The 20,064-nt window shown below is 59.5% G+C and carries 22 protein-coding genes; 9 read left to right on the top strand and 13 right to left on the bottom strand.

Going from position 1 to position 20,064, the window contains the following annotated elements:
- Positions 1–30 precede the first annotated feature (30 nt).
- Together IEV40_RS10550 and IEV40_RS10545 are read left to right on the top strand one after the other, a co-directional pair.
- Positions 31–1,113, top strand: a complete 1,083-nt coding sequence (locus IEV40_RS10550) for an XdhC family protein (protein ID WP_188421450.1) — start codon at positions 31–33, stop codon at positions 1,111–1,113.
- On the top strand, positions 1,101–1,448 hold the full coding sequence (locus IEV40_RS10545; RefSeq protein ID WP_188421448.1) for a c-type cytochrome: 348 nt from the start codon (positions 1,101–1,103) through the stop codon (positions 1,446–1,448). The genes IEV40_RS10550 and IEV40_RS10545 overlap by 13 nt, the downstream gene beginning before the upstream one ends.
- A gap of 206 nt (positions 1,449–1,654) precedes the next feature.
- Here IEV40_RS10545 and IEV40_RS10540 read toward each other — a convergent pair whose 3' ends face one another.
- The 5 genes from IEV40_RS10540 to IEV40_RS10520 form a co-directional block, all read right to left on the bottom strand.
- Entirely contained in the window at positions 1,655–2,737 is a 1,083-nt protein-coding gene (locus IEV40_RS10540) for a TlpA family protein disulfide reductase (RefSeq protein WP_188421446.1), read from the bottom strand.
- 72 nt (positions 2,738–2,809) lie between these two features.
- On the bottom strand, positions 2,810–3,430 hold the full coding sequence (locus IEV40_RS10535) for an FMN-dependent NADH-azoreductase (protein ID WP_188421444.1): 621 nt from the start codon (positions 3,428–3,430) through the stop codon (positions 2,810–2,812).
- Positions 3,431–3,445: 15 nt separating this feature from the next.
- A complete protein-coding gene (locus IEV40_RS10530) occupies positions 3,446–3,886 on the bottom strand; it encodes a GNAT family N-acetyltransferase (protein WP_188421442.1) in 441 nt (146 codons plus the stop codon).
- A 56-nt stretch (positions 3,887–3,942) separates the two neighbouring features.
- The gene (locus IEV40_RS10525; RefSeq protein WP_188421440.1) at positions 3,943–4,701 is read right to left on the bottom strand and encodes an SDR family oxidoreductase; all 759 of its coding nucleotides are present in this window, start codon (positions 4,699–4,701) and stop codon (positions 3,943–3,945) included.
- Between the two features lie 78 nt (positions 4,702–4,779).
- Positions 4,780–5,217: a carboxymuconolactone decarboxylase family protein gene (locus tag IEV40_RS10520; RefSeq protein ID WP_188421437.1), complete on the bottom strand. Its 438-nt coding sequence runs from the start codon at positions 5,215–5,217 to the stop codon at positions 4,780–4,782.
- A 120-nt stretch (positions 5,218–5,337) separates the two neighbouring features.
- On the opposite strand from IEV40_RS10520, the gene pdxR reads away from it, so the two are divergent.
- Complete coding sequence (pdxR, locus tag IEV40_RS10515; RefSeq protein WP_188421435.1) at positions 5,338–6,771, top strand: MocR-like pyridoxine biosynthesis transcription factor PdxR; 1,434 nt, start codon at positions 5,338–5,340, stop codon at positions 6,769–6,771.
- 336 nt (positions 6,772–7,107) lie between these two features.
- On the opposite strand, the gene IEV40_RS10510 is transcribed toward pdxR, so the two are convergent.
- Positions 7,108–7,416 (bottom strand): hypothetical protein, encoded by a 309-nt coding sequence (locus IEV40_RS10510; protein ID WP_188421434.1) that lies wholly within the window; start codon positions 7,414–7,416, stop codon positions 7,108–7,110.
- 294 nt (positions 7,417–7,710) lie between these two features.
- Here IEV40_RS10510 and IEV40_RS14710 point away from each other — a divergent pair, with 294 nt between their 5' ends.
- Positions 7,711–7,833: a hypothetical protein gene (locus IEV40_RS14710; RefSeq protein ID WP_268234580.1), complete on the top strand. Its 123-nt coding sequence runs from the start codon at positions 7,711–7,713 to the stop codon at positions 7,831–7,833.
- Between the two features lie 260 nt (positions 7,834–8,093).
- Here the strand turns inward: IEV40_RS14710 and IEV40_RS10505 are convergent, their stop codons facing one another.
- The 4 genes from IEV40_RS10505 to IEV40_RS10490 all read right to left on the bottom strand — a co-directional run bounded on the left by IEV40_RS10505 (position 8,094) and on the right by IEV40_RS10490 (position 12,108).
- Positions 8,094–8,621, bottom strand: a complete 528-nt coding sequence (locus IEV40_RS10505) for a superoxide dismutase family protein (protein WP_188421432.1) — start codon at positions 8,619–8,621, stop codon at positions 8,094–8,096.
- A 225-nt stretch (positions 8,622–8,846) separates the two neighbouring features.
- The gene (gene gorA / locus IEV40_RS10500; RefSeq protein ID WP_188421430.1) at positions 8,847–10,202 is read right to left on the bottom strand and encodes a glutathione-disulfide reductase; all 1,356 of its coding nucleotides are present in this window, start codon (positions 10,200–10,202) and stop codon (positions 8,847–8,849) included.
- 161 nt (positions 10,203–10,363) lie between these two features.
- Entirely contained in the window at positions 10,364–10,819 is a 456-nt protein-coding gene (locus IEV40_RS10495) for a nucleoside deaminase (RefSeq protein ID WP_188421428.1), read from the bottom strand.
- A 95-nt stretch (positions 10,820–10,914) separates the two neighbouring features.
- Entirely contained in the window at positions 10,915–12,108 is a 1,194-nt protein-coding gene (locus IEV40_RS10490) for an MFS transporter (RefSeq protein WP_188421426.1), read from the bottom strand.
- A 111-nt stretch (positions 12,109–12,219) separates the two neighbouring features.
- On the opposite strand from IEV40_RS10490, the gene IEV40_RS10485 reads away from it, so the two are divergent.
- The 3 genes from IEV40_RS10485 (at position 12,220) to IEV40_RS10475 (ending at position 14,566) form a co-directional block, all read left to right on the top strand.
- A complete protein-coding gene (locus tag IEV40_RS10485) occupies positions 12,220–12,969 on the top strand; it encodes an AraC family transcriptional regulator (protein ID WP_188421424.1) in 750 nt (249 codons plus the stop codon).
- A gap of 96 nt (positions 12,970–13,065) precedes the next feature.
- Positions 13,066–13,746 (top strand): BRCT domain-containing protein, encoded by a 681-nt coding sequence (locus IEV40_RS10480; RefSeq protein ID WP_188421422.1) that lies wholly within the window; start codon positions 13,066–13,068, stop codon positions 13,744–13,746.
- A gap of 61 nt (positions 13,747–13,807) precedes the next feature.
- Positions 13,808–14,566, top strand: a complete 759-nt coding sequence (locus tag IEV40_RS10475; protein WP_371870054.1) for a DNA-3-methyladenine glycosylase — start codon at positions 13,808–13,810, stop codon at positions 14,564–14,566.
- 45 nt (positions 14,567–14,611) lie between these two features.
- On the opposite strand, the gene glmS is transcribed toward IEV40_RS10475, so the two are convergent.
- Positions 14,612–16,429 (bottom strand): glutamine--fructose-6-phosphate transaminase (isomerizing), encoded by a 1,818-nt coding sequence (glmS, locus tag IEV40_RS10470; RefSeq protein WP_188421420.1) that lies wholly within the window; start codon positions 16,427–16,429, stop codon positions 14,612–14,614.
- Positions 16,430–16,585: 156 nt separating this feature from the next.
- Here glmS and IEV40_RS10465 point away from each other — a divergent pair, with 156 nt between their 5' ends.
- Entirely contained in the window at positions 16,586–17,056 is a 471-nt protein-coding gene (locus IEV40_RS10465; protein WP_188421417.1) for an Lrp/AsnC family transcriptional regulator, read from the top strand.
- 48 nt (positions 17,057–17,104) lie between these two features.
- Here IEV40_RS10465 and IEV40_RS10460 read toward each other — a convergent pair whose 3' ends face one another.
- Both IEV40_RS10460 and IEV40_RS10455 read right to left on the bottom strand, forming a co-directional pair.
- Entirely contained in the window at positions 17,105–17,662 is a 558-nt protein-coding gene (locus IEV40_RS10460; RefSeq protein ID WP_188422354.1) for a cytochrome P460 family protein, read from the bottom strand.
- 216 nt (positions 17,663–17,878) lie between these two features.
- Positions 17,879–18,751 carry a LysR family transcriptional regulator gene (locus IEV40_RS10455; RefSeq protein ID WP_188421415.1) on the bottom strand — a complete coding sequence of 291 codons (873 nt, stop codon included), beginning with the start codon at positions 18,749–18,751 and terminating at the stop codon, positions 17,879–17,881.
- Between the two features lie 120 nt (positions 18,752–18,871).
- On the opposite strand from IEV40_RS10455, the gene IEV40_RS10450 reads away from it, so the two are divergent.
- Positions 18,872–20,059, top strand: coding sequence for an MFS transporter (locus IEV40_RS10450; RefSeq protein ID WP_188421413.1), 1,188 nt, complete (start codon positions 18,872–18,874; stop codon positions 20,057–20,059).
- The last annotated feature ends 5 nt before the right edge of the window (positions 20,060–20,064 follow it).

The following is a 20,064-nucleotide window of genomic DNA, read 5'->3' as shown; positions in this document are numbered from 1 at the left end:
CTGAACGCACGTCACGCAAATGGAGTGAACATGGATAGCATCGATCTGGAAGTGCTGAAGGCGGCCGATGCCTGGATAGACGCCGGCCAGTCGTGCGAACTGATCACCGTGATCCAGACCTGGGGTTCCAGCCCGCGTCCGGTCGGCGCGACGATGGCGATACGCGGTGACGGCCGCGTCGTCGGTTCCGTTTCGGGCGGTTGCATCGAAGACGACCTGATCGACCGCATGCGCCGTGAAGGCGTCGTGCGCAGCGTGCCGGAACTGGTGACCTACGGCATCAGTGCCGAAGAAGCGCATCGCTTCGGCTTGCCGTGCGGCGGCACGATCCAGCTGGCCGTCGAACCGCTGACCGGAAAAAGCCGCATCAGGGAATTGCTGCAGCGGCTTGCACGTCATGAACTGGTGCAGCGCGAACTCGATCTGGAAACCGGTGACGTGCAACTCGACGATGCCGAAGTGACGGCTGCACTGCGCGTCGATTGCGGCGTCCTGACCACCGTGCATGGCCCGCGCTGGCGTTTGCTGGTGATCGGCGCCGGACAGTTGTCGCAATTCCTTGCGCGTATCGCGACCGGGCTCGACTATCACGTGATCGTCTGCGATCCGCGCGAAGAATATCGCGATGGCTGGCAGGTCGACGGCGTGGAAGTCGTGCAGACGATGCCGGACGATCTGGTGCTGGAACTCCGGCCGGATAGCCGCACCGCCGTCGTCGCGCTGACGCACGATCCCAAGCTCGACGATCTGGCGTTGATGGAAGCATTGAAGTCGGATGCCTTTTATGTCGGTGCAATCGGTTCGCGCGCCAACAATGCACGTCGTCGCGAGCGCCTGAAGGAATTCGATCTCGACGATGCGCAGCTGGTACGCCTGCATGGTCCGATCGGTCTTTACATCGGCAGCAAGACGCCGGCCGAGATCGCGATCTCGATTCTTGCCGAGCTGACCGCTGTGCGTAACGGTGTCGCAGTGCCGAAGGCAATGGAAGTGGCCGTCGCCAAGCAGGCGATCGAAGCGCCCGAAGCATCTGAAATGTCCGAAACGTCAGTCAAGCAAAACAACGATCCCCCGTCCTGCACACGCAAGGAGAGCATGTCATGGCAACTCTGAAAACCATTCTGATTCCCGCCTTCGCATTTTCTGCATTGGGCACCACCGCGTTGCCGGCACAGGCAGTCGATGCGGCGGCCGCCTCCGCACTGGCCCGCAAGGGGGCATGCATGGCCTGCCACACGGTGAACAACAAGATGGTCGGTCCGGCCTACAAGGACATTGCGAAGAAATATGCCGGCGACGCAAATGCCCCGGCCTATCTGGCGAAGAAGATTCGCACTGGCGGTTCCGGTGTATGGGGCGCAGTGCCAATGCCGCCGCAGGCATCGTTGAGCGATGCCGAAATCGGTACGCTGGTCGACTGGGTGCTGGCAGGTGCGCCGGCAAAATAAAATGCCCAATGCAATGCCGGCTGTGTGCGGGCTTTTTTATCGGGCCTGTCGGACGCACCGTCAACGTACAGCAGGGTAACGGCGGAGTAACAGGAAGAAAATAACGAAAGCGGCTCATCCCGGAAGGAATGAGCCGCTTTTTGTTGTGTGCCTGTAATGAAACGGTTTCGTCGGAGAATGGCGCGAAGCCTGATTACTTGCCTTACCTATTTCCGTTGCAGCGTCTGTACCGCCTTGTCCAGTTCGACATTGTTCGGGCCGAGTATCTGCACGATGCGGTTATCGGCGTCCAGCAAAACGACGGTCGGGATTTTCGTGATGTTGAAGGTGCGGAACAGAATGCCGTTGGCGTCCAGTGCCAGCGGCATCGCAAAGCCGTTCGTCTTCTTGTAGTCGAGCAGATCCTGTTCGCTGGCCCACAGGCCGGATGCAATCGTCAGCCATTCGACATTGCCTTTCTTCGCCAGCTGTTCCGATTCGAGGCGGACGCGACGGCAGGCTTGCGCTACTTCCGGACGGCTTTGCGACAGATACGATTCGCACCACGGCGCGGTAAATACTAGTGCGCGCGGTTTGCCCGGTGTGGCAAGCGGCATCGATGCGCCGCCGATCGGCGCGACCGTCAAATCCTTCACTACATCGCCGCGTTTGAGAATCGCGTGCTGGAACGGTTTTGCACCGGAACGCCGTGCGGCGACCGGCACCGTTTCGCCTGACATCACACGGGCGAGCGCGGCGTGAAACTTGTCATCTTCCAGGTGGCCGATGTAGGCAATGCGTCCATCCTTGTCGATCAGCACATGCGTCGGCGTCACACGCACATTGAATGCACCGGCCAGGCTGCCGTCATCGACGACAATCGGCATCGACATCGGGATTTTCTTCTTGTATTCACGCACGGCATCGGCGTTGTCGCTGAAGCCGGCATTGACGGCGATCACCTTGATGCGTTTGCCGTCTTCCTTGTAGATGCGTTCGAAGCCCGGCATCTGTTCACGGCACGGTACGCACCAGGTCGCCCAGAACTTCAGGTACACGGGCTGCTTGCCGCGTAATGCGGCGAGATCGATGTGCTTGCCGTCGATGGTGGTCAGCTTGACGCCTGGTGCCGGTGCGCCGATCAGCGATTTGCCGGCGCTGTGTGCACGGCTTTCGCCTTCGTTGACGTTTTCCTTGGCATTGGTCGTCTTGGTTGTATCGGCTGCATATGCAGCGTGCAGCATGCCGACGCATAACAGTGGAATCAACCATTTGCCAATGGCGGCGCGAGTCGTTTTGATGGAAATCATGAATGGCTCCGGTCTGCCGATCCGGATCGGCAGGTTGAACAGGTTGCTCGCAATGATATGCGATCGGCGAGATCAGGATGCGGACGCGGTGGCGAGCGCCGACGACAGCTTTTCACGCAATTGAAGACGTGCTTCCTCCACCGTTTTGCTTACGGCTTCCGGACCGAACACCAATCCTTCCAGCGGGAAGAAATGCACGTCCTTGATACCGATCGAAGCCAGTGCATAACGCAGGTACGGCGTCAGGAAATCGAGCTGCTTCGCACGTTCGCCGACGTGGAAACCGCCGGAGCTGACCAGAACAAATGTCGGACGATCCTGCATCAATCCGATTTTCCCCTGCGGCGTCGAATTGAAACTGCGGTTGATGCGGATCACGTGATCGAGCCACAGCTTCAGCGATGCAGGGACGGTGAAGTTGTGCATCGGCGTCACGATGAACAGCATGTCGCTCTGTTCCAGTTCGACGATCAGGCGTTCCGACCAGTCGAATTCCTTTGCATCATGCGGTGTGTGCGAGGTGATGGCCATTGCGTAGTCGCGGCCGATCGGTGGAATCGGCGACTGCACCAGATCGCGTTCGACGATCCGGACATTGTCGATTTGTGCCGCTGCAATCGTTTCGATTGCGAGTTTGTAGCCGTGGCTGGCGTCGCTGTGCGGGCCGCTGTTCAACAACAGAATTTTGGTCATGGTCATTCCTGCAGATTAATTTAAAAGCGGTTCGACGAAATGCATGCCGCGGGCAAGCAATCCCTGGCGAAAATAGAAGCGTTGTGCCAAGGCATTCTGCAAACCGGTGTCGAGTACGAAGTGTTTGCACTGCGCTGCGACGGCTTGCTGCCGTGCGGCGCTCAACAACTGTTCGCCGATGCCGGAGCCATGCCGCGATGCGCTCACGATCAAGTCGTCGACGTAGACGAAGCGGCCATAGATCAGGTTGTCCTGCAGACGATAGCCGGCCAGGCCGACGATGGCGCCATCGTGCCATGCCGCCAGCAGGCGATAGCCTTGCGTATGTTGATGCATCACCTGCACGACGTAGGCCGCGCTGTCTTGCAGGTGCGGACGCAGTTCCTGCATGACAGGAAACGATGCTTCCAGATCCGTTTCGTTGTCGATGTGCCTAATTTCCACAGTCGGTTTCATCTTTTTTTTCCTGGCGGATGACGACGTCGCGTCGTGAATGTTGTGATTGTTCGTTGTCATTGCTTTGCGGGATGCGATTTTTCAAACCACGCATCGAAGCTGGTCGGACCGATGCGCGCATCGCCCAGCGGTGTCAGCGATTGGTCGTCGAGCAGTGCGCCGAAGTAGGCGGCCTTTGCATCCGGCACGATCGTGCGCTTGTCGCCGACAGCATCGAGATAGCGCTGCGCTAGTGTCGCCAGTCCGGCCTTTTCCGGGCCGGCGGCGTCGAAGGTACCGTTCAGCGGTTGCGCCAGCGCCGTATCGGTGACGATGGCGGCGATGTCGTCGACGGCGATCGGTTGCACGTGGGCCGGCGTCAGTCGCACTTCGTTGTCGACGGCGCCGTACTGCACGATGCCTTCGAGAAATTCGTAGAACTGCGTCGAGCGGACGATGGTGTACGGTACTTTCGATGCCTTCACCAGATTTTCCTGCACCAGCTTGCCGCGGAAGTAACCGCTGTCCTGCATGCGGTCGGTGCCGACGATGGACAGCACGATGTGATGCTTGACGCCGGCGGCTTCTTCCGCCGCCATCAGGTTGCGCCCGGACGTTTCGAAGAAATCCATCACGACCTGATCGGCGAACGACGGCGGATTGCTCAGGTCGATGACGATTTGCGCGCCTTTGACCGCTGCCGACAGGCCTTCGCCGGTCATGGCGTTGACGCCGGTGCTTGGCGACGCGGCCAGCACCTCGTATCCGAGTTGGCGCAGGTTGTTGGCGACTTTCTTGCCGGTCAGTCCGGTGCCGCCGATGATCAGGATTTTCATGAAAGGTCTCTCGTGGTCTTGTGGTGGATCGATGTGGCGGGCCACATTCCCGTGAAGGCGAATGCGGCCTTGTCGAATTTACTCCGGCATCTTGCGGAAAGCGATGGCGAAGCGGTTCCAGGTATTGATCGATCCGATCAGCAAGGTCAGTTCCGACAGTTCCGCATCGGTGAAGTGCGGGCGCACCGCTTCCCATACGGAATCAGGTACATGGTTCTGCGAGACCAGCGTCAGCGATTCGGTCCATTCCAGTGCGGCGCGCTCGCGGTCGGTGAAGAAAGGCGATTCGCGCCAGGCGGAGACGGTCGCCAGACGGCGTGTGGTTTCGCCGACCTTGAGCGCATCGGTCGTGTGCATGTCGAGACAGAAGGCGCAGCCGTTGATCTGCGATGCGCGCAGGCGCACCAGATCTTTCAACAGGTGATCGATCTTGCTTTTGGCGATCTGGGCTTCGACACCCATCTGGGCTTTCAGGACGTCCGGGTTGGCGGTATAGAAATCGAGGCGGCTTTGCATGTTGATTCTCCTTGGTTGGGCTTGCTTGGCAGTTGAAACAAATTGGCGTTTCGTTGAGAGGAAGTATGCGAATATCTTGGCCATGCCAAAAGTGCCAAGAAATGCAAAAAGGACTAGGCCATGACGCTTGCTGCACAGAAACCGGAACTGGACCTGCACATCGACCGCACGCTGGAACTGCCGATGTACCAGCAGATCTGCCAGCGCTTCAAGACGGCGATCGAACAGGGACATCTGCATCCGGGAGATCGCGTTCCTGCCGCGCGGGCGCTGGCGGCCGAGCTGAATCTTGCACGCGGTACGGTGGACATGGCCTACCGCATCCTGACCGATGAAGGTTATTTCCAGGTGCGCGGTGCGGCCGGCACGATCGTCTCGCCGTCGCTGCCGCAGCCGACCGTGCTGAAATCGCAGGCGGTGCTGCCGGAGCAGCCGTCTGCCGTCGTCATCGAACACAACGGCAAGGCGCCGCGGCCGTTACAGCTCGGGCTGCCGGCGCTGGATGCCTTCCCGCGCAAGGTATGGAACCGGCTGGTCACGCATCGCTTGCGATACAGCGAACCGATGCGTTTCGGTTACCCGCATCCTGCCGGCTACGATCAGTTGCGCGAGAGGATCGCCACGTATCTGGGCGTCTCGCGCGGCGTCGCCTGCCTGCCGGAGCAGGTGTTCGTCACGACCGGTCTGCGCAATACGCTGGAACTGACGCTGAGCAGCCTTTCCACGCCCGGCGATGCGTTCTGGTTCGAGGATCCGGGCTACATTCTCGCGCGCCCGTTCCTGCAGAACGAAGCGGTGCGGCTGGTGCCGGTACCGGTCGACGAGGACGGCATGATGGTCGAAGAGGGCAAGCGGCGCGAGCCGTATGCGAAGTTCGCGATGGTGACGCCTTCGCATCAAAGTCCGCTCGGCATGATGCTGTCGCTGGAACGTCGGATGGCTCTGCTCGAATGGGCCGATCAGGCCGGCAGCTGGATCATCGAAGACGATTACGACAGCGAATTCCGCTATCAGGGACGGCCGCTGCCGGCGCTGAAAAGTCTCGATCGCAACGACCGCGTCGTCTACAGCGGCACGTTCAGCAAGGTGATGTTTCCGGGTTTGCGGCTGGCCTATGTCGTCGCGCCGATCAGCGCAGTAGCGCGTTTCAATGCGGTTGCCAACAACTTGAATGCCGGCTGCCCATATCTGCTGCAGGCAAGCGTGGCGGATTTCATGGCCGACGGCCATTTCGCGCGGCACCTGAAGAAAATGCGTTCGCTCTATGCGGAGCGGCGGCTGGTCACGCAGCGCGTTTTCCAGCAGGTGCTTGGCGATCGCGTGCGTATCGATTTGCGGCCCGGCGGCCTGCACATGCTGGCGAAACTGGCCGATCACGAAAACGACGTGCTGCTGGCGGAACAGCTCAATCTTGCCGGACTATCCGTCTATCCGCTCTCGCGCTGGTACATCCAGGCGAAACCGCAGCAGGGATTGCTGCTGGGCTTCGCCAACGTTCTGGATGAGAACGATGCGATGCGGCTGGCGCTGCGGCTCAAGGAAGCGCTGCAATAATAATCGCCGTCATTGCGCAGCCGCAGTCGATACGTCATCTTCGGCGAAATTCGCAGGCGGTTTCCTGACGGCTTAAAGCGGGTCATGCCGCAAGCTGTTCGAGATCATCGACCGATATTGCTAGGCTGGTGTTGGGGGGCGTTACATCTGCACCATGATTTACCTGTGAAGGATGTTGTCGGGGTGTAGCAGGGCAGGAAGGCGCGCTTGATGTTGACGCTGGCATCGGCCCGCGTCATTATTGGATTGCAACGGCTTGCCTGACGATCAGTGACCACGCTTTCGGAGGTTATGATGGACGCCTTGTTTTATGCGCTGTACTGCTTTGTGCTTCCGCTATGGATTTTCGCGGGGCTTTATCTGGCGCTCGAGTTTACCGAGATGCTGAAGAAGCGACACCTCAAGAAATGATCCTTTCTTTTGCCGCACGCCTGCCTGCATCGTTTTGCAGGCGGCGCGGCTGCCGGTGAAAACCGGGCTTCTTCTTTGTTCCTCCCGCTTATCTGCATTCTCGGTTTTTCTTTGTTTTTCTTCCGCTCCCTTCAGCTTCTTTTTGCCTTCTCCTTGTTCAATTCTTCGTTCGTTTCTGCGTTTGTTTTTTGCACATCTGCGCCTTAAAAACGGATCGATTCGTGTGTCGTGCATACCGCGTTGTGAGTATGTGCCAACTCCATTTTTGTGACATGAACGATTCGAAATGAAGACACAAATTTCGCGAATTTTTCCACCGGACATTTCGTGTAACAACAGGTAACGATTTGGTCGCTGCCGGTGCTGAACTATTCTCGATTCACTTCTATCTGATACGCGGGCCGATCGTCAGTGCATATTTTTTGAAGGTGCATTCCGGATGAAACCGGTCCGCCGTTTCACTTCGACAGACCTTTCCGACAGACCATCGTGCCGCCGGTGCGGCGCGTCATTTTTGCGAGGCTTATCATGACCATGACGATCGTTGCTTTCTACCTGGACTTCAGCAAAAACTTCAAATCGTTGTTCGCAGGATTGCCTGCTTCCACGCCGCTGACGCAGGAAGAGCGCCGGGAACTTATCAATTGGTGAGCATGATGTACGATGCCCCGCTCATCCGACGGAACGACAGGGTTGCGCCATTGCGCAACCCGTAATTTCCTCGCTTGGTTCTTCGTATTTTTCTTCTGTGTCTTGCTTCGCATGCGTGACCTTCGCGCATTACCTTCGCACCCATAATCGCAACGCGATTTCCATACGTGCATTCGCCATGTCGCGCTTCTGATTTGCATTCCTGAACTGAAAATAAAAAACGGCCGCATGCGCGACCGTTCTGCGAGAAACGTGATTTCCTACTTCAGCGTGATGACACCGCATGCCAGGCGTTTGCCGGAATTGCCGGTCGGCTGCGTGACGTAATCGTCCGGATCGCTGTGCACGATCAAGCCTTTGCCGACAATGCTGGACGGCGAGTTCTTGCTCACGTTGATATCGTTGATCGGAATATTGAGTCGTAGCGCTGCCTTGCCGTTCGCATCCGCGATGATGTTGCCGAGGTCGCCGCCATGATGCTGCGCCTGTGCCGGACTGCCGTGCTTCATGCCGGACGGATTGAAGTGGCCGCCGGCGCTGCTTCCATCCGGTGCGCTGCAATTGCCTTTTTCGTGGATGTGAAAACCGTGCGGGCCCGGCGGCAAGCCGGTCAGGCGTGCGTCCATCAGCAATTGGTCGCCTTGCTTGACGAAGGTGACGGTGCCGGTCGCCGTGTTGCCCTGTGTCGGTTTCATGTTGGCGACCGCGATCGGCGGCGACGAATCCGTCATGCCGGCGCAGCCTGCGAGAAGAACGGTGCCTGTCAGTGCGGCGATAAGAACTTTCATGCTGGGCTCCTTCGAGAGATGGATAAGTCGTTCCGGCCGCATGTTCCGTCGGCGCGTCGGCAAGATCATCTGTTGTACTGCCGTTCGACCGGGAATTCTGTTAGGTATCGCACATTGCCTCGTCGGGCCGTGCAGGCGTGATGCCGATGACCGGAAATGAAAAAGCCCGCTTCAGCGGGCTTGTTGCGGCAAGTCTTTGTACCGGCGCTGTCGGCGCAGCAACGTTCAGACCGGCGTGCGCATCGTGACGAATTCTTCGGCCAGCGTCGGATGCACGCCGATCGTCGCATCGAATTGTGCCTTGGTTGCGCCACTGTTCAGCGCTACGGCGAATCCCTGCACGATCTCGCCGGCATCGGGGCCGACCAGGTGCACGCCGAGCACGCAGTCGCTGGCTTCATCGACCACCAGTTTCATCAATACGCGTTCGCTGGAGCCGCTGATCGTGCTTTTCAACGCGCGGAATTCGGATTTGTAGATGCGCAGCGTGCCGTGGCGGCGACGTGCTTCGTCTTCGCTCAGGCCGACGGTGCCGACATTCGGATGGCTGAATACAGCTGTCGGTATGTTGTCGTAAGACACCGCGCGCTTGCCGTCGCCGAACAGCGCAGAAGCCACCACCATGCCTTCGGCCAGCGCGACCGGCGTCAGCGCCACGCGGTCGATGACGTCGCCGACCGCGTAAATCGACGGCACGCTGGTGCGGAAATCCGCATCGACGACGACGGCGCCGCGTTCGTCGCGCTGCACGCCGATCTGGTCGAGCCCCATGCCTTCGACATTGGGCTGGCGGCCGGTGGCGAACAGGATGCAATCGGCCGCGATGGTTTCTCCGTTTTTCAGCGCGACGTGTTTTACCTCGCCCTCTGCCGCGATCGAGGCGATTTGCGTATCGAGCCGTACGGTGATGCCTTTCTTTTCGATCTCCTTGGCGAGGAAGACGCCGAGATCGGCATCCATGCCGCGCAGCAGTTGCGCGCTGCGATGCACCAGCGTGACCTTGCTGCCGAGGCCGTTGAGAATCGAAGCCAGTTCGACGGCGATGTAGCCGCCGCCGACGACGATGGCGTTCTTCGGCAGCGCCGGCAGATGGAAGAAATCGTCGGAGACGATGCCCAGTTCACCGCCCGGCACGTCAGGCCGCATCGGCCGGCCGCCGGTGGCGATCAGGATGTGGCGCGCCGTGATGCGTTGCTCGCCGACGGCGACCGTATGCGCGTCGACGATCGTTGCGTGTCCCTGGAACAGCGTGACGCCGGTATCGTCCAGCAGCTTGCGATAGACGCCATTCAGGCGTGCAATTTCACGATCCTTGTTGGCGATCAGCGTGGCCCAGTCGAAGCGAGGATTGTCGATGCTCCAGCCGTAAGGCGCGGCTTCCTGCAGGTCGTCGTGATAGTGCGCCGCATACGACATCAGTTTTTTCGGAATGCAGCCGACGTTGACGCAGGTGCCGCCGAGATCGCGTTTCTCGGCGAGCGCCACGCGTGCGCCGTACTGTGCGGCGAATCGCGCCGCGCGTACGCCGCCGGAGCCGCCGCCTATCGTGAAGAGGTCGTAGTCGTATTGTTGTTGCGGCATGCGTTTTCTCCCGTTGCGTTCATTCGGCGCGCTGCAATGTGCGCGATATGGACCGCACTATAGGGCAATCGCGCGGATTGCCCCATGCTCGATTGACTCGAATGATAGTCGGATCGTCTCGATCTTGCGGCGATCCTGCTATTGAGGGAGCGGTTACGCGGTTACGAGGCAGTACGCGACTGCCATTCCCGATAAAGCTCGGGTTCGCCCATCGGCATCTGTGAAATGGCGATCGATTGCTGCTCGAGCGGCAGCGCGAGCTGCGCATAGACGGCGGCGGAAGAAAGGCCGAAGGGTTGCGCATCGTTGTTCGAATAGGCGTAAACCACTTCGCGTATGCCGGTCAGGTGAATCGCCGCCAGGCACATCGGGCAAGGCTGACCGCTGGCATAGACCGTGCAGCCGTCCAGCCGTGGCGAACCCAGCTTGGCCGATGCTTCGCGGATTGCGGACAGTTCCGCATGCGCGGTCGGATCATTGGTGGAAAGAATCCGGTTGACGCCGGTCGCGATGACGGCGCCGTCTTTTACCAGTACTGCGCCGAAGGGGCGGCCGCCGTGGCCGGCATTGTCGCGGGCGAGATCGATCGCCATGCGCAGGAATTTTTCGTTTTGCATTGCTTTCTCCGGATTACGGATGGAGCGTTAACTGTAATCCGGAAAACGTCATCGAGCATCCGGCTGCGACGAAGAATGGTCTTGGTGGACGCATATCAAGACGATGCTTGCTCTTTCCCAGGAAATGCCAGCGCGCCGACGATCACAAGCACGCACAAGCCCGCCATCGCTTGCAGCATCAGCGTGAAGCCGCCGCGTTCGTGCAGCCAGGCAACCAGCCCGACCGAAGCGCCGGCTGCGGTGAATCCGATGAAATACCGGATCGCATAGGCGCGGGCGCGCCATTCATCGCTGGTGTAACGGCCGATCATCGCATCGTTGACGGTGATCTGGCCGAAGATGCCGATGATGATGCCGACGCAGACCAGCACCAGCGGCAGGCCGGACAGGGTGGCGCCGAGGTAGAGCAGCGGTGCGAGGATCAGCGCCAACGGCAGGAACAGCGACTTCAGCGAATGACGGTCGAGCAGATGGCCGATGATGTATTGCGCGATCGCGCCGAAAGCATAGGTGGCGGCGGCGATGGCGCCGATCAGCGCCGGGCTGGTGGTCAGGCCGGACAGGCGCTCCGTAAACAGTTTGGGCAGCGAGATCGTCAACGCGTTGAAGGTGGTGGAGCTGGCGACGATGGTGACGGCCAGCGCGAACAGGATGCGCGCCAGTATTTGTCTGGAGGCGTGTCCGGACCCATGCCCCATGTTGTGTGCCGACTTGCTTGCCGAGGCGGCGCGGGCAGGGCTGTCGGCATGCCGCACATTGCCGGCGAACAGGATGCCGGCCGCAATCGAAATCACGCCTGGCAGCACGAACGCCCAGCGCCAGCCGAGATACTGGCAGACGACGCCCGTCACCAGTGCTGAAGACGCCACGCCGAGATTGCCCCAGACACCGTTGACGCCGACTTCGCGTCCCAGCTTGCCGGCATGCGCGACCAGCATCGCGGTGCCGACCGGATGGTAGATCGCCGCGAACAGGCCGATGGCCAGCAGCGCCGCGCCCAGCTGGCCCGGCGTCTGCGCCAGTCCGGTTGCGATCATGGCGAAGCCGATGCCGATGAAGAAGATCACCATCATGTGGCGGCGGCTCCAGCGGTCGCCCAGCCAGCCGGTCAGTAGCGAACCGGCGCCGAAAGCGATGAAGCCGGGCGTCGCATACGGCAGCAGTTCGGCGTAGCCGACGCCGAACACCGGCGCCATGACGACCACTGCGGCGGCGAAGACCAGCATCGCGTAATGATCGATGAAGTGGGCAATATTGATGTAATTGATGACAGTGCGAGCAGAGTGCATGACGAGCCTTTCCAAAAGAACGCTGACAGCGTAATCTGTCTGTTCTGCAATGAAAGGACAACTGACATCGACAAGACGCCATCGTCAGATCTGCCCGCAAGTGGCGAGCGCATGATCGTTTCGGCGACGCGTTATGCGCGCGGCACGCATCTCGGCCTGCATGTGCATCGCGAGGCGCAGTTGCTGTACGCCTCCAGCGGCATCATGCAGGTCACCACGCCGAAGGGGCGCTGGCTGGTGCCGCCTGCGCGTGCCGTGTGGCTGCCGCCGGGCATCGAGCATGCGGTGGATGTGCTAGCCGATATCGAGATGCGCGCCTTGCTGGTGCCGCCGTCGTGGCTGGCCACGCATGCCGAGGCGCAGCGGCTGCAACGCGAGTTCGTGGTCGCTGTCCGTCCGTTGCTGCGTGAAACCATACTTGGCGCATTCAGGGAAGATAACCACCCGCAGCGCATCGATCTGCTGGTAGCGGTGGCGTTGTACGAACTGGCGGAAGACGAGGACGCGGCCACCTTCATGCCGCTGCCGACCGATCCGCGTGCACGCCGCGTCGCCGATCTGGTGCTGGCCGATCCGGCCGGCACGCAGGATCTCGATCTGCTGGCGCAGGAAGCGGGTGCTTCGGCCCGCACGATCACGCGGCTATTTCCGGCCGAAACCGATTTGACGTTCAAGGCATGGCGCCAGCGCGCCCGCATCATGTCGGCAGTCGAGATACTTGGCAGCGGGCATACTTCGATCAAGCGGCTGGCCTCGCAACTCGGCTTCAGCAGCGTGGCGGCGTTCAGCCATGCTTTCCGTCAGGTGATGGGCATGACGCCGGGGGAGATGATGCGCAATAGGACGGAAAGGTCGAAATGATTTTGCCCTCCATCTTTGATTTTGTGACTTTCCTGCATTATGGAAGGCGGTGGGAATGTCATTGTGTGTTAATTCTTTTCTTTAGGGAGGATTGCCATGGGTTGGATGCAGGAAATACATAACAAAATCACTTTGACCAAGCAGGAAGACATTAATGCTGATGGCCAACCTTTATATCCGGGATATCGCGCTGCGGATGTCGCAAATCGCCAAGTCGATGAATTGATTGGTGTTGTAAAGGGTGTCATGGCAGACGGGATGGTGCATCAAGGAGAGGTGGAGTTTCTTCTCATGTGGATGAATAACAATCGGGGTGCTTTGGACAAATGGCCGGCAAAGGCAATTTATCCACGTCTTGCAGCCGCCTTGTCTGATGGTCAAATGGACTTGCGTGAAGAAGAGGAGATTATGGATCTTCTTCTTGCAACGGTTGGGGGAAATACCGCCCCATTCAATAACATCGCAAGTGATAGCACTTCCCTGCCATTATGCAAACCTGCTCCAGATCTTGTTTTTAATGACAGAGTATTTTGTTTTACAGGAAAATTTCAATCGGGAACCAGGCAATGGTGTGAGGAGCAGGTCGTCAAGAGAAATGGCGTTACGGCGAATTCGATCACAAAGAAGCTGCATTATCTGGTGATCGGAGATATTGGTAGTCGTGATTGGCTGCATTCGACCCACGGAACAAAAATTGAAAAAGCGATGCAGTACCGCGAAGCAGGTATGAATTTACACATAGTGAGCGAAGAGCATTGGTTTGGATATCTTTCGTGAGACCGAAGGCTTGCGATTCACGGCCCTTGGTCAATTGAAGCAACAGTAAACGGCAGTTTCAATGAAAGACGATATGCAAAAGGCGGAAACCGGCGATACCTGTTTCCACATGCTGAACCAGGATTTCTTCGATCGCGACAGCCCTGCGCTGGCGCGCGCGCTGATCGGCAAGGTGCTGCGCCGGCGGTGGAAAGGCCAATGGTTGTCCGCGCGCATCATCGAAACCGAAGCCTACCGTCTGGACGAACGCGGCAGCCATGCATCGCTGGGCTACACGCACAAGCGGCGCGCCCTGTTCATGGAGCACGGCGGCACCATCTACATGTATTACTCGCGTGGTGGCGATTCGTTCAATATTGGTGCGGAAGGCGCTGGTAATTCAGTCCTGATCAAGGCGGGATATCCGTGGATAGATGCGATTGCCGGCCCGGCAGCGCTGGCCGTCATGCAGGCAGAAAACCCCGATGCCGGCGGCGAGGTGCGGTCGTTGCACAAACTTTGCGCGGGGCAGACCTTGTTGTGCCGCGCGCTGGCGCTGCGCGTGCCGGACTGGGATGCGCGCACCTTCGACCCTGGCGAACTTTTCCTCGACGATGTGAACGATTCCCCGGAAGTGCTGATTCAGACGACACGCCTGGGAATCACGGCAGGGCGGGACGAACATCTTCCATATCGTTATGTCGATCCTGCCTATGCGCGATATTGCACGCGCAATCCGCTGCGCAGAGGGCAGACTGTTCCGCTGCATTATTGCTGGGTGAATTGTGACGGAAAAGTGGTGGCTATTCCCGAATCGTTCGCGACAGTGCAATCGTCATAGGCGCCTCGCCGTATTTGATTTTCAAGCGGTGCGCCGGGCTGCGCGTTATTCCACCGTCACCGACTTCGCCAGATTGCGCGGCTTGTCGACATCGGTACCGCGTGCCAGCGCCGTGTGATACGCCAGCAGCTGCAGCGGCACCGTGTGCAGGATAGGCGACAGCAGGCCGTAGTGTTCAGGCAGGCGGATCACATGCAGGCCGTCGTCCGACGCGATGCGTGAATCGCCGTCGGCGAACACATACAGTTCGCCGCCGCGCGCGCGCACTTCCTGCATGTTGGACTTCAGCTTCTCGATCATCGAATCGTTGGGGGCGACGGTGACGACCGGCATTTCTTCCGTCACCAGCGCCAGCGGGCCGTGCTTCAGTTCGCCGGCCGGATACGCTTCGGCGTGGATGTATGAGATTTCCTTCAATTTCAGCGCGCCTTCCAGTGCGATCGGATAGTGCAGGCCGCGACCGAGGAAGAGAGCGTTTTCCTTGCGTGCGAAGGCTTCGGCCCAGGCGATGATCTGCGGTTCCAGCGCCAGCACCGAGGTGATCGCCACCGGCAGGTGACGCATCTGTTTCAGATAGGCGGCTTCCTGTTCGTCGTTCAGGCGGCCTTTCACTTGCGCCAGCGTCAGCGTCAGCAGGAACAGTGCGGCCAGCTGTGTCGTGAATGCCTTGGTCGACGCAACGCCGACTTCGACGCCGGCACGCGTGATGTAGGCGAGTTCGCACTCGCGCACCATCGCGCTGGTGGAGACGTTGCAGATCGTCAGCGTGTGCTGCATGCCTTGCGATTGCGCATGGCGCAGAGCGGCCAGCGTGTCGGCGGTTTCGCCGCTTTGTGAGATCGTGACGACCAGCGCATTCGGATTCGGCACGCTGTCGCGGTAGCGGTATTCGCTGGCGATCTCGACGTCGACGCGGATACCGGCCACGGCTTCGATCCAGTATTTGGCGGTGACGCCGGCGTAGTAGCTGGTGCCGCAGGCGAGGATCAGCAGCGAATCGATCTTCTTGAAGATGCCGTAAGCCTTGTCGCCGAAGATTTCCGGCATGATGGCTTCGACGCCTTCCAGCGTATCGGCGATTGCGCGCGGCTGTTCGAAGATTTCCTTCTGCATGTAATGGCGATACGGGCCGAGTTCGACCGCGCCGGTATGCGCATGCACGGTCTTCACCTCACGCTGCACCTGTTTGCCGTTGCCGTCGACGATCCAGACGCGTTGCAGCTGCAGGTCGACGACGTCGCCTTCTTCCAGATAGATGATCTGGTCAGTGGTGCCGGCCAGCGCCAGCGCGTCGGAGGCGAGGAAGTTCTCGCCGTTGCCGACGCCGACGATCAGCGGTGAGCCGCGGCGCGCGCCGACCACGCGGTGCGGTTCGTCGCGGCAGAACACAGCGATCGCGAAGGCACCGGTCAGCCGCTTCGTCGCCAGTTGCACGGTTTCGAACAGGTCGCCGGTGTACAGGTGATCGACCAGGTGCGCGATGACTTCGGTATCGGTCTGGCTTTCGAAGACGTAGCCGGCCTTCTTCAATTCGTCGCGCAGTTCGTCGTGGTTTTCGATGATGCCGTTGTGGACCAGTGCGATGCGTTCACGCGAGAAATGCGGATGCGCATTGTGCGATGCCGGCGCGCCGTGCGTGGCCCAGCGCGTGTGGGCGATGCCGGTGAAGCCGGCGAGGCCCGAGCCGTCGATCTGTTTTTCCAGTTCTGCCACGCGCGACGTGCTGCGCGAGCGTTCGAGCTTGCCGTCCACGTGCAGCGCGATGCCGCAGGAATCGTAGCCGCGGTATTCAAGGCGCTTCAGGCCTTCGATCAGGATGGGAGTGATGTCGCGTTGAGCGACGGCGCCGACGATGCCGCACATGGGATGTCCTTCAAAAAATGAGTATTGCTAATAACGAGACACATCCTAGAGCAGGAAAAACAGAATAAGTTTTCAAAATTTCGTGAAAAATGAACTAAAATTGCATGGATAATCAGTTGAGAAATAATATTTCAAATATTTGAAAAATATTTTCAAATGAGCGATGAACTTATTCTGGATGAACTGGATCGCCGCATCCTGAATGCGCTGCAAGCCGATTCATCGCAGACCAATCATGAATTGGCCCAGGCCGTGCATGCTTCGCCGCCGACCTGCCTGCGCCGCGTCAAGCGGCTGACGGATGCCGGCGTGATCGAAAAGCAGGTGGCGATCGTCGCGCCTGCCAGCGTGGGAGCGCGATTGACGGCGATCGTCGAAATCACGCTGGACAATCAGGCGGCCGAGCGGCAGCAGGAATTCGAGGAGCTGGTCGCCGGCGAGGCCGCGGTGCTGCAATGCTATCGCGTATCGCCGGGGCCGGATTTCGTGCTGATCGTGCAGGTGGCCGATATGCCTGCCTATCATGCGCTGGCACATCGTGTCTTCGCCGCGCATGCCAATGTGCGCAATGTGAAAAGTTTCTTTTCGATCCACCGCAGCAAGTTCGATACGCGCATCGACGTCTGACGTTGCCGCTTCTTCATGCGAAGAAGGGTAACGACGATTGCTGCGAAATCATGGCGCCAGTCGCGTAAAGACGTAGTCGTGATTCTTCACCAGCGCCTGATGGCAGGCAAAGCAGGTCTGGTGTTGCGCAGCGTCGACCGCCTTGCCGTCGATGAAACGGCCGAAGCCCCAGCCGCCGGTCGCTGCATATTTCTTCGAATCCTTGACCATCACCTGTACCGTCGTCGCCTTGCCCGGCACATAGGCCGGCGCAAATTCGGCCGACTGCACGTGCTTCCATGCGAGTTTGACCAGCACGGTGCCGTCGGGGAACGGCAACTGGTTTTTCTCGATGGCGGCGATGGCTTTCGGATTGCCGAGCACGACGCGTAATTCGTCGAGTGGTGCCGTTTCGTGTGCCGGCGCGATGAACTGCCATTTGCGATAGCCGTCGGGAATTGTCACGCCGTAGATTGGCGAGGTATCGGAATTCGCGGAACTCGCGGAATTTGTGGGATTGGCGGCGGCTTTGGTTACTTTGGCAGATTTTGCGGAAGCGATATTCGCTGACGTCGCCGGAGCGTCGGGCGCAGCCAGTGCCGCAGTTGCGCAGGCCAGCGACAGCATGGCGAAAACGGCCTTCGTGCGAATTGTGCGGATCGTGTGAATCGTGCGGATAGTACGGATAAATAGGCGTGATTGAAGAGAAGGCATCGGTGTTCTCCTGAATGGGAATGACGGCTTTATATCCCTTCATCGATGCCGGTTTGTATCGTTCTGTATCTGTTCCTCGTTGGCGCTACAAAACATTGCATTGCCGGCTGTTTCCGGCAACGTTTTGCACTAGAACATTTCCAGGAATTGCCTGGCGGCGGCCGACAACCGCTGGCCGCGCAGCCAGGTGATCGCCACCGCCGATTCGAGCCGGCAGCCGGCGATATCCATGATGTGCAGATCGTCGCTGGGTTTCAGCAGCGCCGCCGAGCGCGGAATGATGGCGGCGCCCAACCCGAGCTCGACCAGGTTCAGCAATGCCATCACGTTGTCGCTTTCGCAGAACACGGTCGGCTCGACATCGGCGGCGCGCAATTCGTCCCACACCATGTCGTGACAGAAGATGCCTTGCTGGCGTTGCATCAGCAGCAGCGGCTGGCGTGCGAGATCGGGCAGCGCGATCGCCTTCGGTTGGCGCTTGCCCTTGATCCTGCGCGTGACGGCAACCCATGGTTCCGTCAGCAAGGGGATCTGCTCATAGCTGTTGTCGTCGATAGGCAGCCGCACGATGCCGACTTCGATCACGCGTTTGTCCAGCAGCTCCAGGATGCGATAGGTGTTGCCCTCGCGCCATTGGAAATTGACTTCCGGATATGCCACGTGAAATTCGGCAATGCGTGGCGGTATGTAGAGATGGCCGATGCCGGGCGGGCTGCCGATTGCCAGCGTGCCGCGCAGGCCCTGATCGAATTCGCGAATTTCCCTCGCCGTCGTATCGACCAGCCCGACGATCTGCTCGGCGCGCTGGTATAGCGCGTGGCCGGCTTCGGTCAGCCGCAGGCTTTTCGTATTGCGTTCGATCAGCCGCGCGCCGAGTTCGTCTTCCAGCATTTTCAATTGCAGGCTCAATGGCGGCTGCGCCATATGCAGACGGCGTGCGGCGCGGCTGATCTGGCCCTCTTCGACGATGGCCATGAAGTATTTCAACTGGCGGATATCCATATGACACCTCTTGAATTTACGTTCATATTTTATCTGTATGGATGTCCGATAAAAACGGTATTTTCCTTATAAGTCGATGCTGCCTAGACTGCCTGCATTCATATGAACAGCAGGTAAGGGATGGCGCAAAGCATGGTGAACAAGTCGACGATCTGGATCATGGCAATCGCCGGCGGCGTGGTGGTCGCCAACAACTATTACAACCAGCCGCTGCTGGTGGAGTTTGCACACACCTTCGGCGTGACGGAAAAATCGGCCGGCATCGTCGCCGCGCTGACACAGTTCGGCTATGCGCTGGGCATGTTGCTGTTCCTGCCATTAAGCGACAAGGTCGAGCGGCGCGGCATGATCCGCACATTGCTGCTGGTGTCGATGTGCGCGCTGATTGCTGCAGCGCTGGCACCGTCGATGTGGTGGTTGTCGGTATTCGGTTTCGCGATCGGTTTCGCCAGTGTGGTGCCGCAATTGCTGACGCCGTTCGCCGCGCAACTGGCCGAACCGAAGGAGCGCGGCAGTGTGGTCGGCATCGTGATGGGCGGCTTGCTGACCGGCATTCTGCTGTCGCGCACGGTCGCGGGTTTCGTCGGCGCGCATCTGGGCTGGCGCACGATGTACTGGATCGCTGCCGGTTTGATGGTCGTGCTTTTCTTCGTTCTTGGCCGTGCGTTGCCGAAGGGGCCGCCGACGTTCAAGGGCAGTTATCTGTCGCTGATGAAATCGATGGGCGAACTGATCCGCACCCAGCCGGTATTGCGCGAAACGTCATTGGTCGCTGCATTGCAGTTCGCTGCCTTCAGCGCATTCTGGACCACGCTGGTATTTCATCTGCACAACCTGCCGCAGCATTACGGCAGCGATGTGGCAGGCATGTTCGGTCTGGTCGGCGTGATCGGCGCGACGGCCGCGCCGTATGCAGGCAAGCTGTCGGATCGCCGCAGTCCGCGCTTGACGGTGATGCTGAGCAGCATCCTATTCGTCGTTGCGTTCGTCGTGTTCGGCTCGGTCGGATATGGATTGCTCGGCGTTGCAGCCGGCGTGGTACTGCTCGACCTCGGCATGCAATCCGGCCATGTATCGAACATGACGCGCAACTTCGCGCTGAAGAGCGAAGCGGTGGGGCGGCTGAATACCGTCTACAACGTCACACGCTTTCTCGGCGGCGGTATCGGCTCGGTGGCCGGCAGTCTGGCGTGGAATCACTGGCAGTGGCTGGGTGTGTGCGTAATGGGCGCCGTACTGTCGTTGCTGGCAATTGCCGTGCAGTTGTATTTCGGTCGCCGTCATGCCGCCGCGCCGCTATCCTGCTGAGCGGC

The sequence above is a fragment of the Oxalicibacterium solurbis genome (assembly GCF_014635845.1).
Classification (GTDB): Bacteria; Pseudomonadota; Gammaproteobacteria; order Burkholderiales; family Burkholderiaceae_D; genus Oxalicibacterium; species Oxalicibacterium solurbis.
The sequence above is the reverse complement of the archived record's forward strand: the minus strand, read 5'-3'. Positions and strand labels throughout refer to the sequence as shown.

Coding starts and splice junctions, on each gene's coding strand:
- IEV40_RS10525 (WP_188421440.1), bottom strand. CDS start 4,701: ATGAAAATCCTGATCATCGGCGGCACCGGACTGACCGGCAAGAAAGTC.
- IEV40_RS10480 (WP_188421422.1), top strand. CDS start 13,066: ATGGGTTGGATGCAGGAAATACATAACAAAATCACTTTGACCAAGCAG.
- IEV40_RS10545 (WP_188421448.1), top strand. CDS start 1,101: ATGGCAACTCTGAAAACCATTCTGATTCCCGCCTTCGCATTTTCTGCA.
- IEV40_RS10505 (WP_188421432.1), bottom strand. CDS start 8,621: ATGAAAGTTCTTATCGCCGCACTGACAGGCACCGTTCTTCTCGCAGGC.
- pdxR (WP_188421435.1), top strand. CDS start 5,338: ATGACGCTTGCTGCACAGAAACCGGAACTGGACCTGCACATCGACCGC.
- IEV40_RS10530 (WP_188421442.1), bottom strand. CDS start 3,886: ATGAAACCGACTGTGGAAATTAGGCACATCGACAACGAAACGGATCTG.
- IEV40_RS10490 (WP_188421426.1), bottom strand. CDS start 12,108: ATGCACTCTGCTCGCACTGTCATCAATTACATCAATATTGCCCACTTC.
- IEV40_RS10460 (WP_188422354.1), bottom strand. CDS start 17,662: ATGCTGTCGCTGGCCTGCGCAACTGCGGCACTGGCTGCGCCCGACGCT.
- IEV40_RS14710 (WP_268234580.1), top strand. CDS start 7,711: ATGACCATGACGATCGTTGCTTTCTACCTGGACTTCAGCAAAAACTTC.
- IEV40_RS10510 (WP_188421434.1), bottom strand. CDS start 7,416: ATGCACGACACACGAATCGATCCGTTTTTAAGGCGCAGATGTGCAAAA.
- gorA (WP_188421430.1), bottom strand. CDS start 10,202: ATGCCGCAACAACAATACGACTACGACCTCTTCACGATAGGCGGCGGC.
- IEV40_RS10535 (WP_188421444.1), bottom strand. CDS start 3,430: ATGACCAAAATTCTGTTGTTGAACAGCGGCCCGCACAGCGACGCCAGC.
- glmS (WP_188421420.1), bottom strand. CDS start 16,429: ATGTGCGGCATCGTCGGCGCCGTCGCTCAACGCGACATCACTCCCATC.
- IEV40_RS10550 (WP_188421450.1), top strand. CDS start 31: ATGGATAGCATCGATCTGGAAGTGCTGAAGGCGGCCGATGCCTGGATA.
- IEV40_RS10455 (WP_188421415.1), bottom strand. CDS start 18,751: ATGGATATCCGCCAGTTGAAATACTTCATGGCCATCGTCGAAGAGGGC.
- IEV40_RS10485 (WP_188421424.1), top strand. CDS start 12,220: ATGATCGTTTCGGCGACGCGTTATGCGCGCGGCACGCATCTCGGCCTG.
- IEV40_RS10450 (WP_188421413.1), top strand. CDS start 18,872: ATGGCGCAAAGCATGGTGAACAAGTCGACGATCTGGATCATGGCAATC.
- IEV40_RS10540 (WP_188421446.1), bottom strand. CDS start 2,737: ATGATTTCCATCAAAACGACTCGCGCCGCCATTGGCAAATGGTTGATT.
- IEV40_RS10465 (WP_188421417.1), top strand. CDS start 16,586: ATGAGCGATGAACTTATTCTGGATGAACTGGATCGCCGCATCCTGAAT.
- IEV40_RS10520 (WP_188421437.1), bottom strand. CDS start 5,217: ATGCAAAGCCGCCTCGATTTCTATACCGCCAACCCGGACGTCCTGAAA.
- IEV40_RS10495 (WP_188421428.1), bottom strand. CDS start 10,819: ATGCAAAACGAAAAATTCCTGCGCATGGCGATCGATCTCGCCCGCGAC.
- IEV40_RS10475 (WP_371870054.1), top strand. CDS start 13,808: ATGAAAGACGATATGCAAAAGGCGGAAACCGGCGATACCTGTTTCCAC.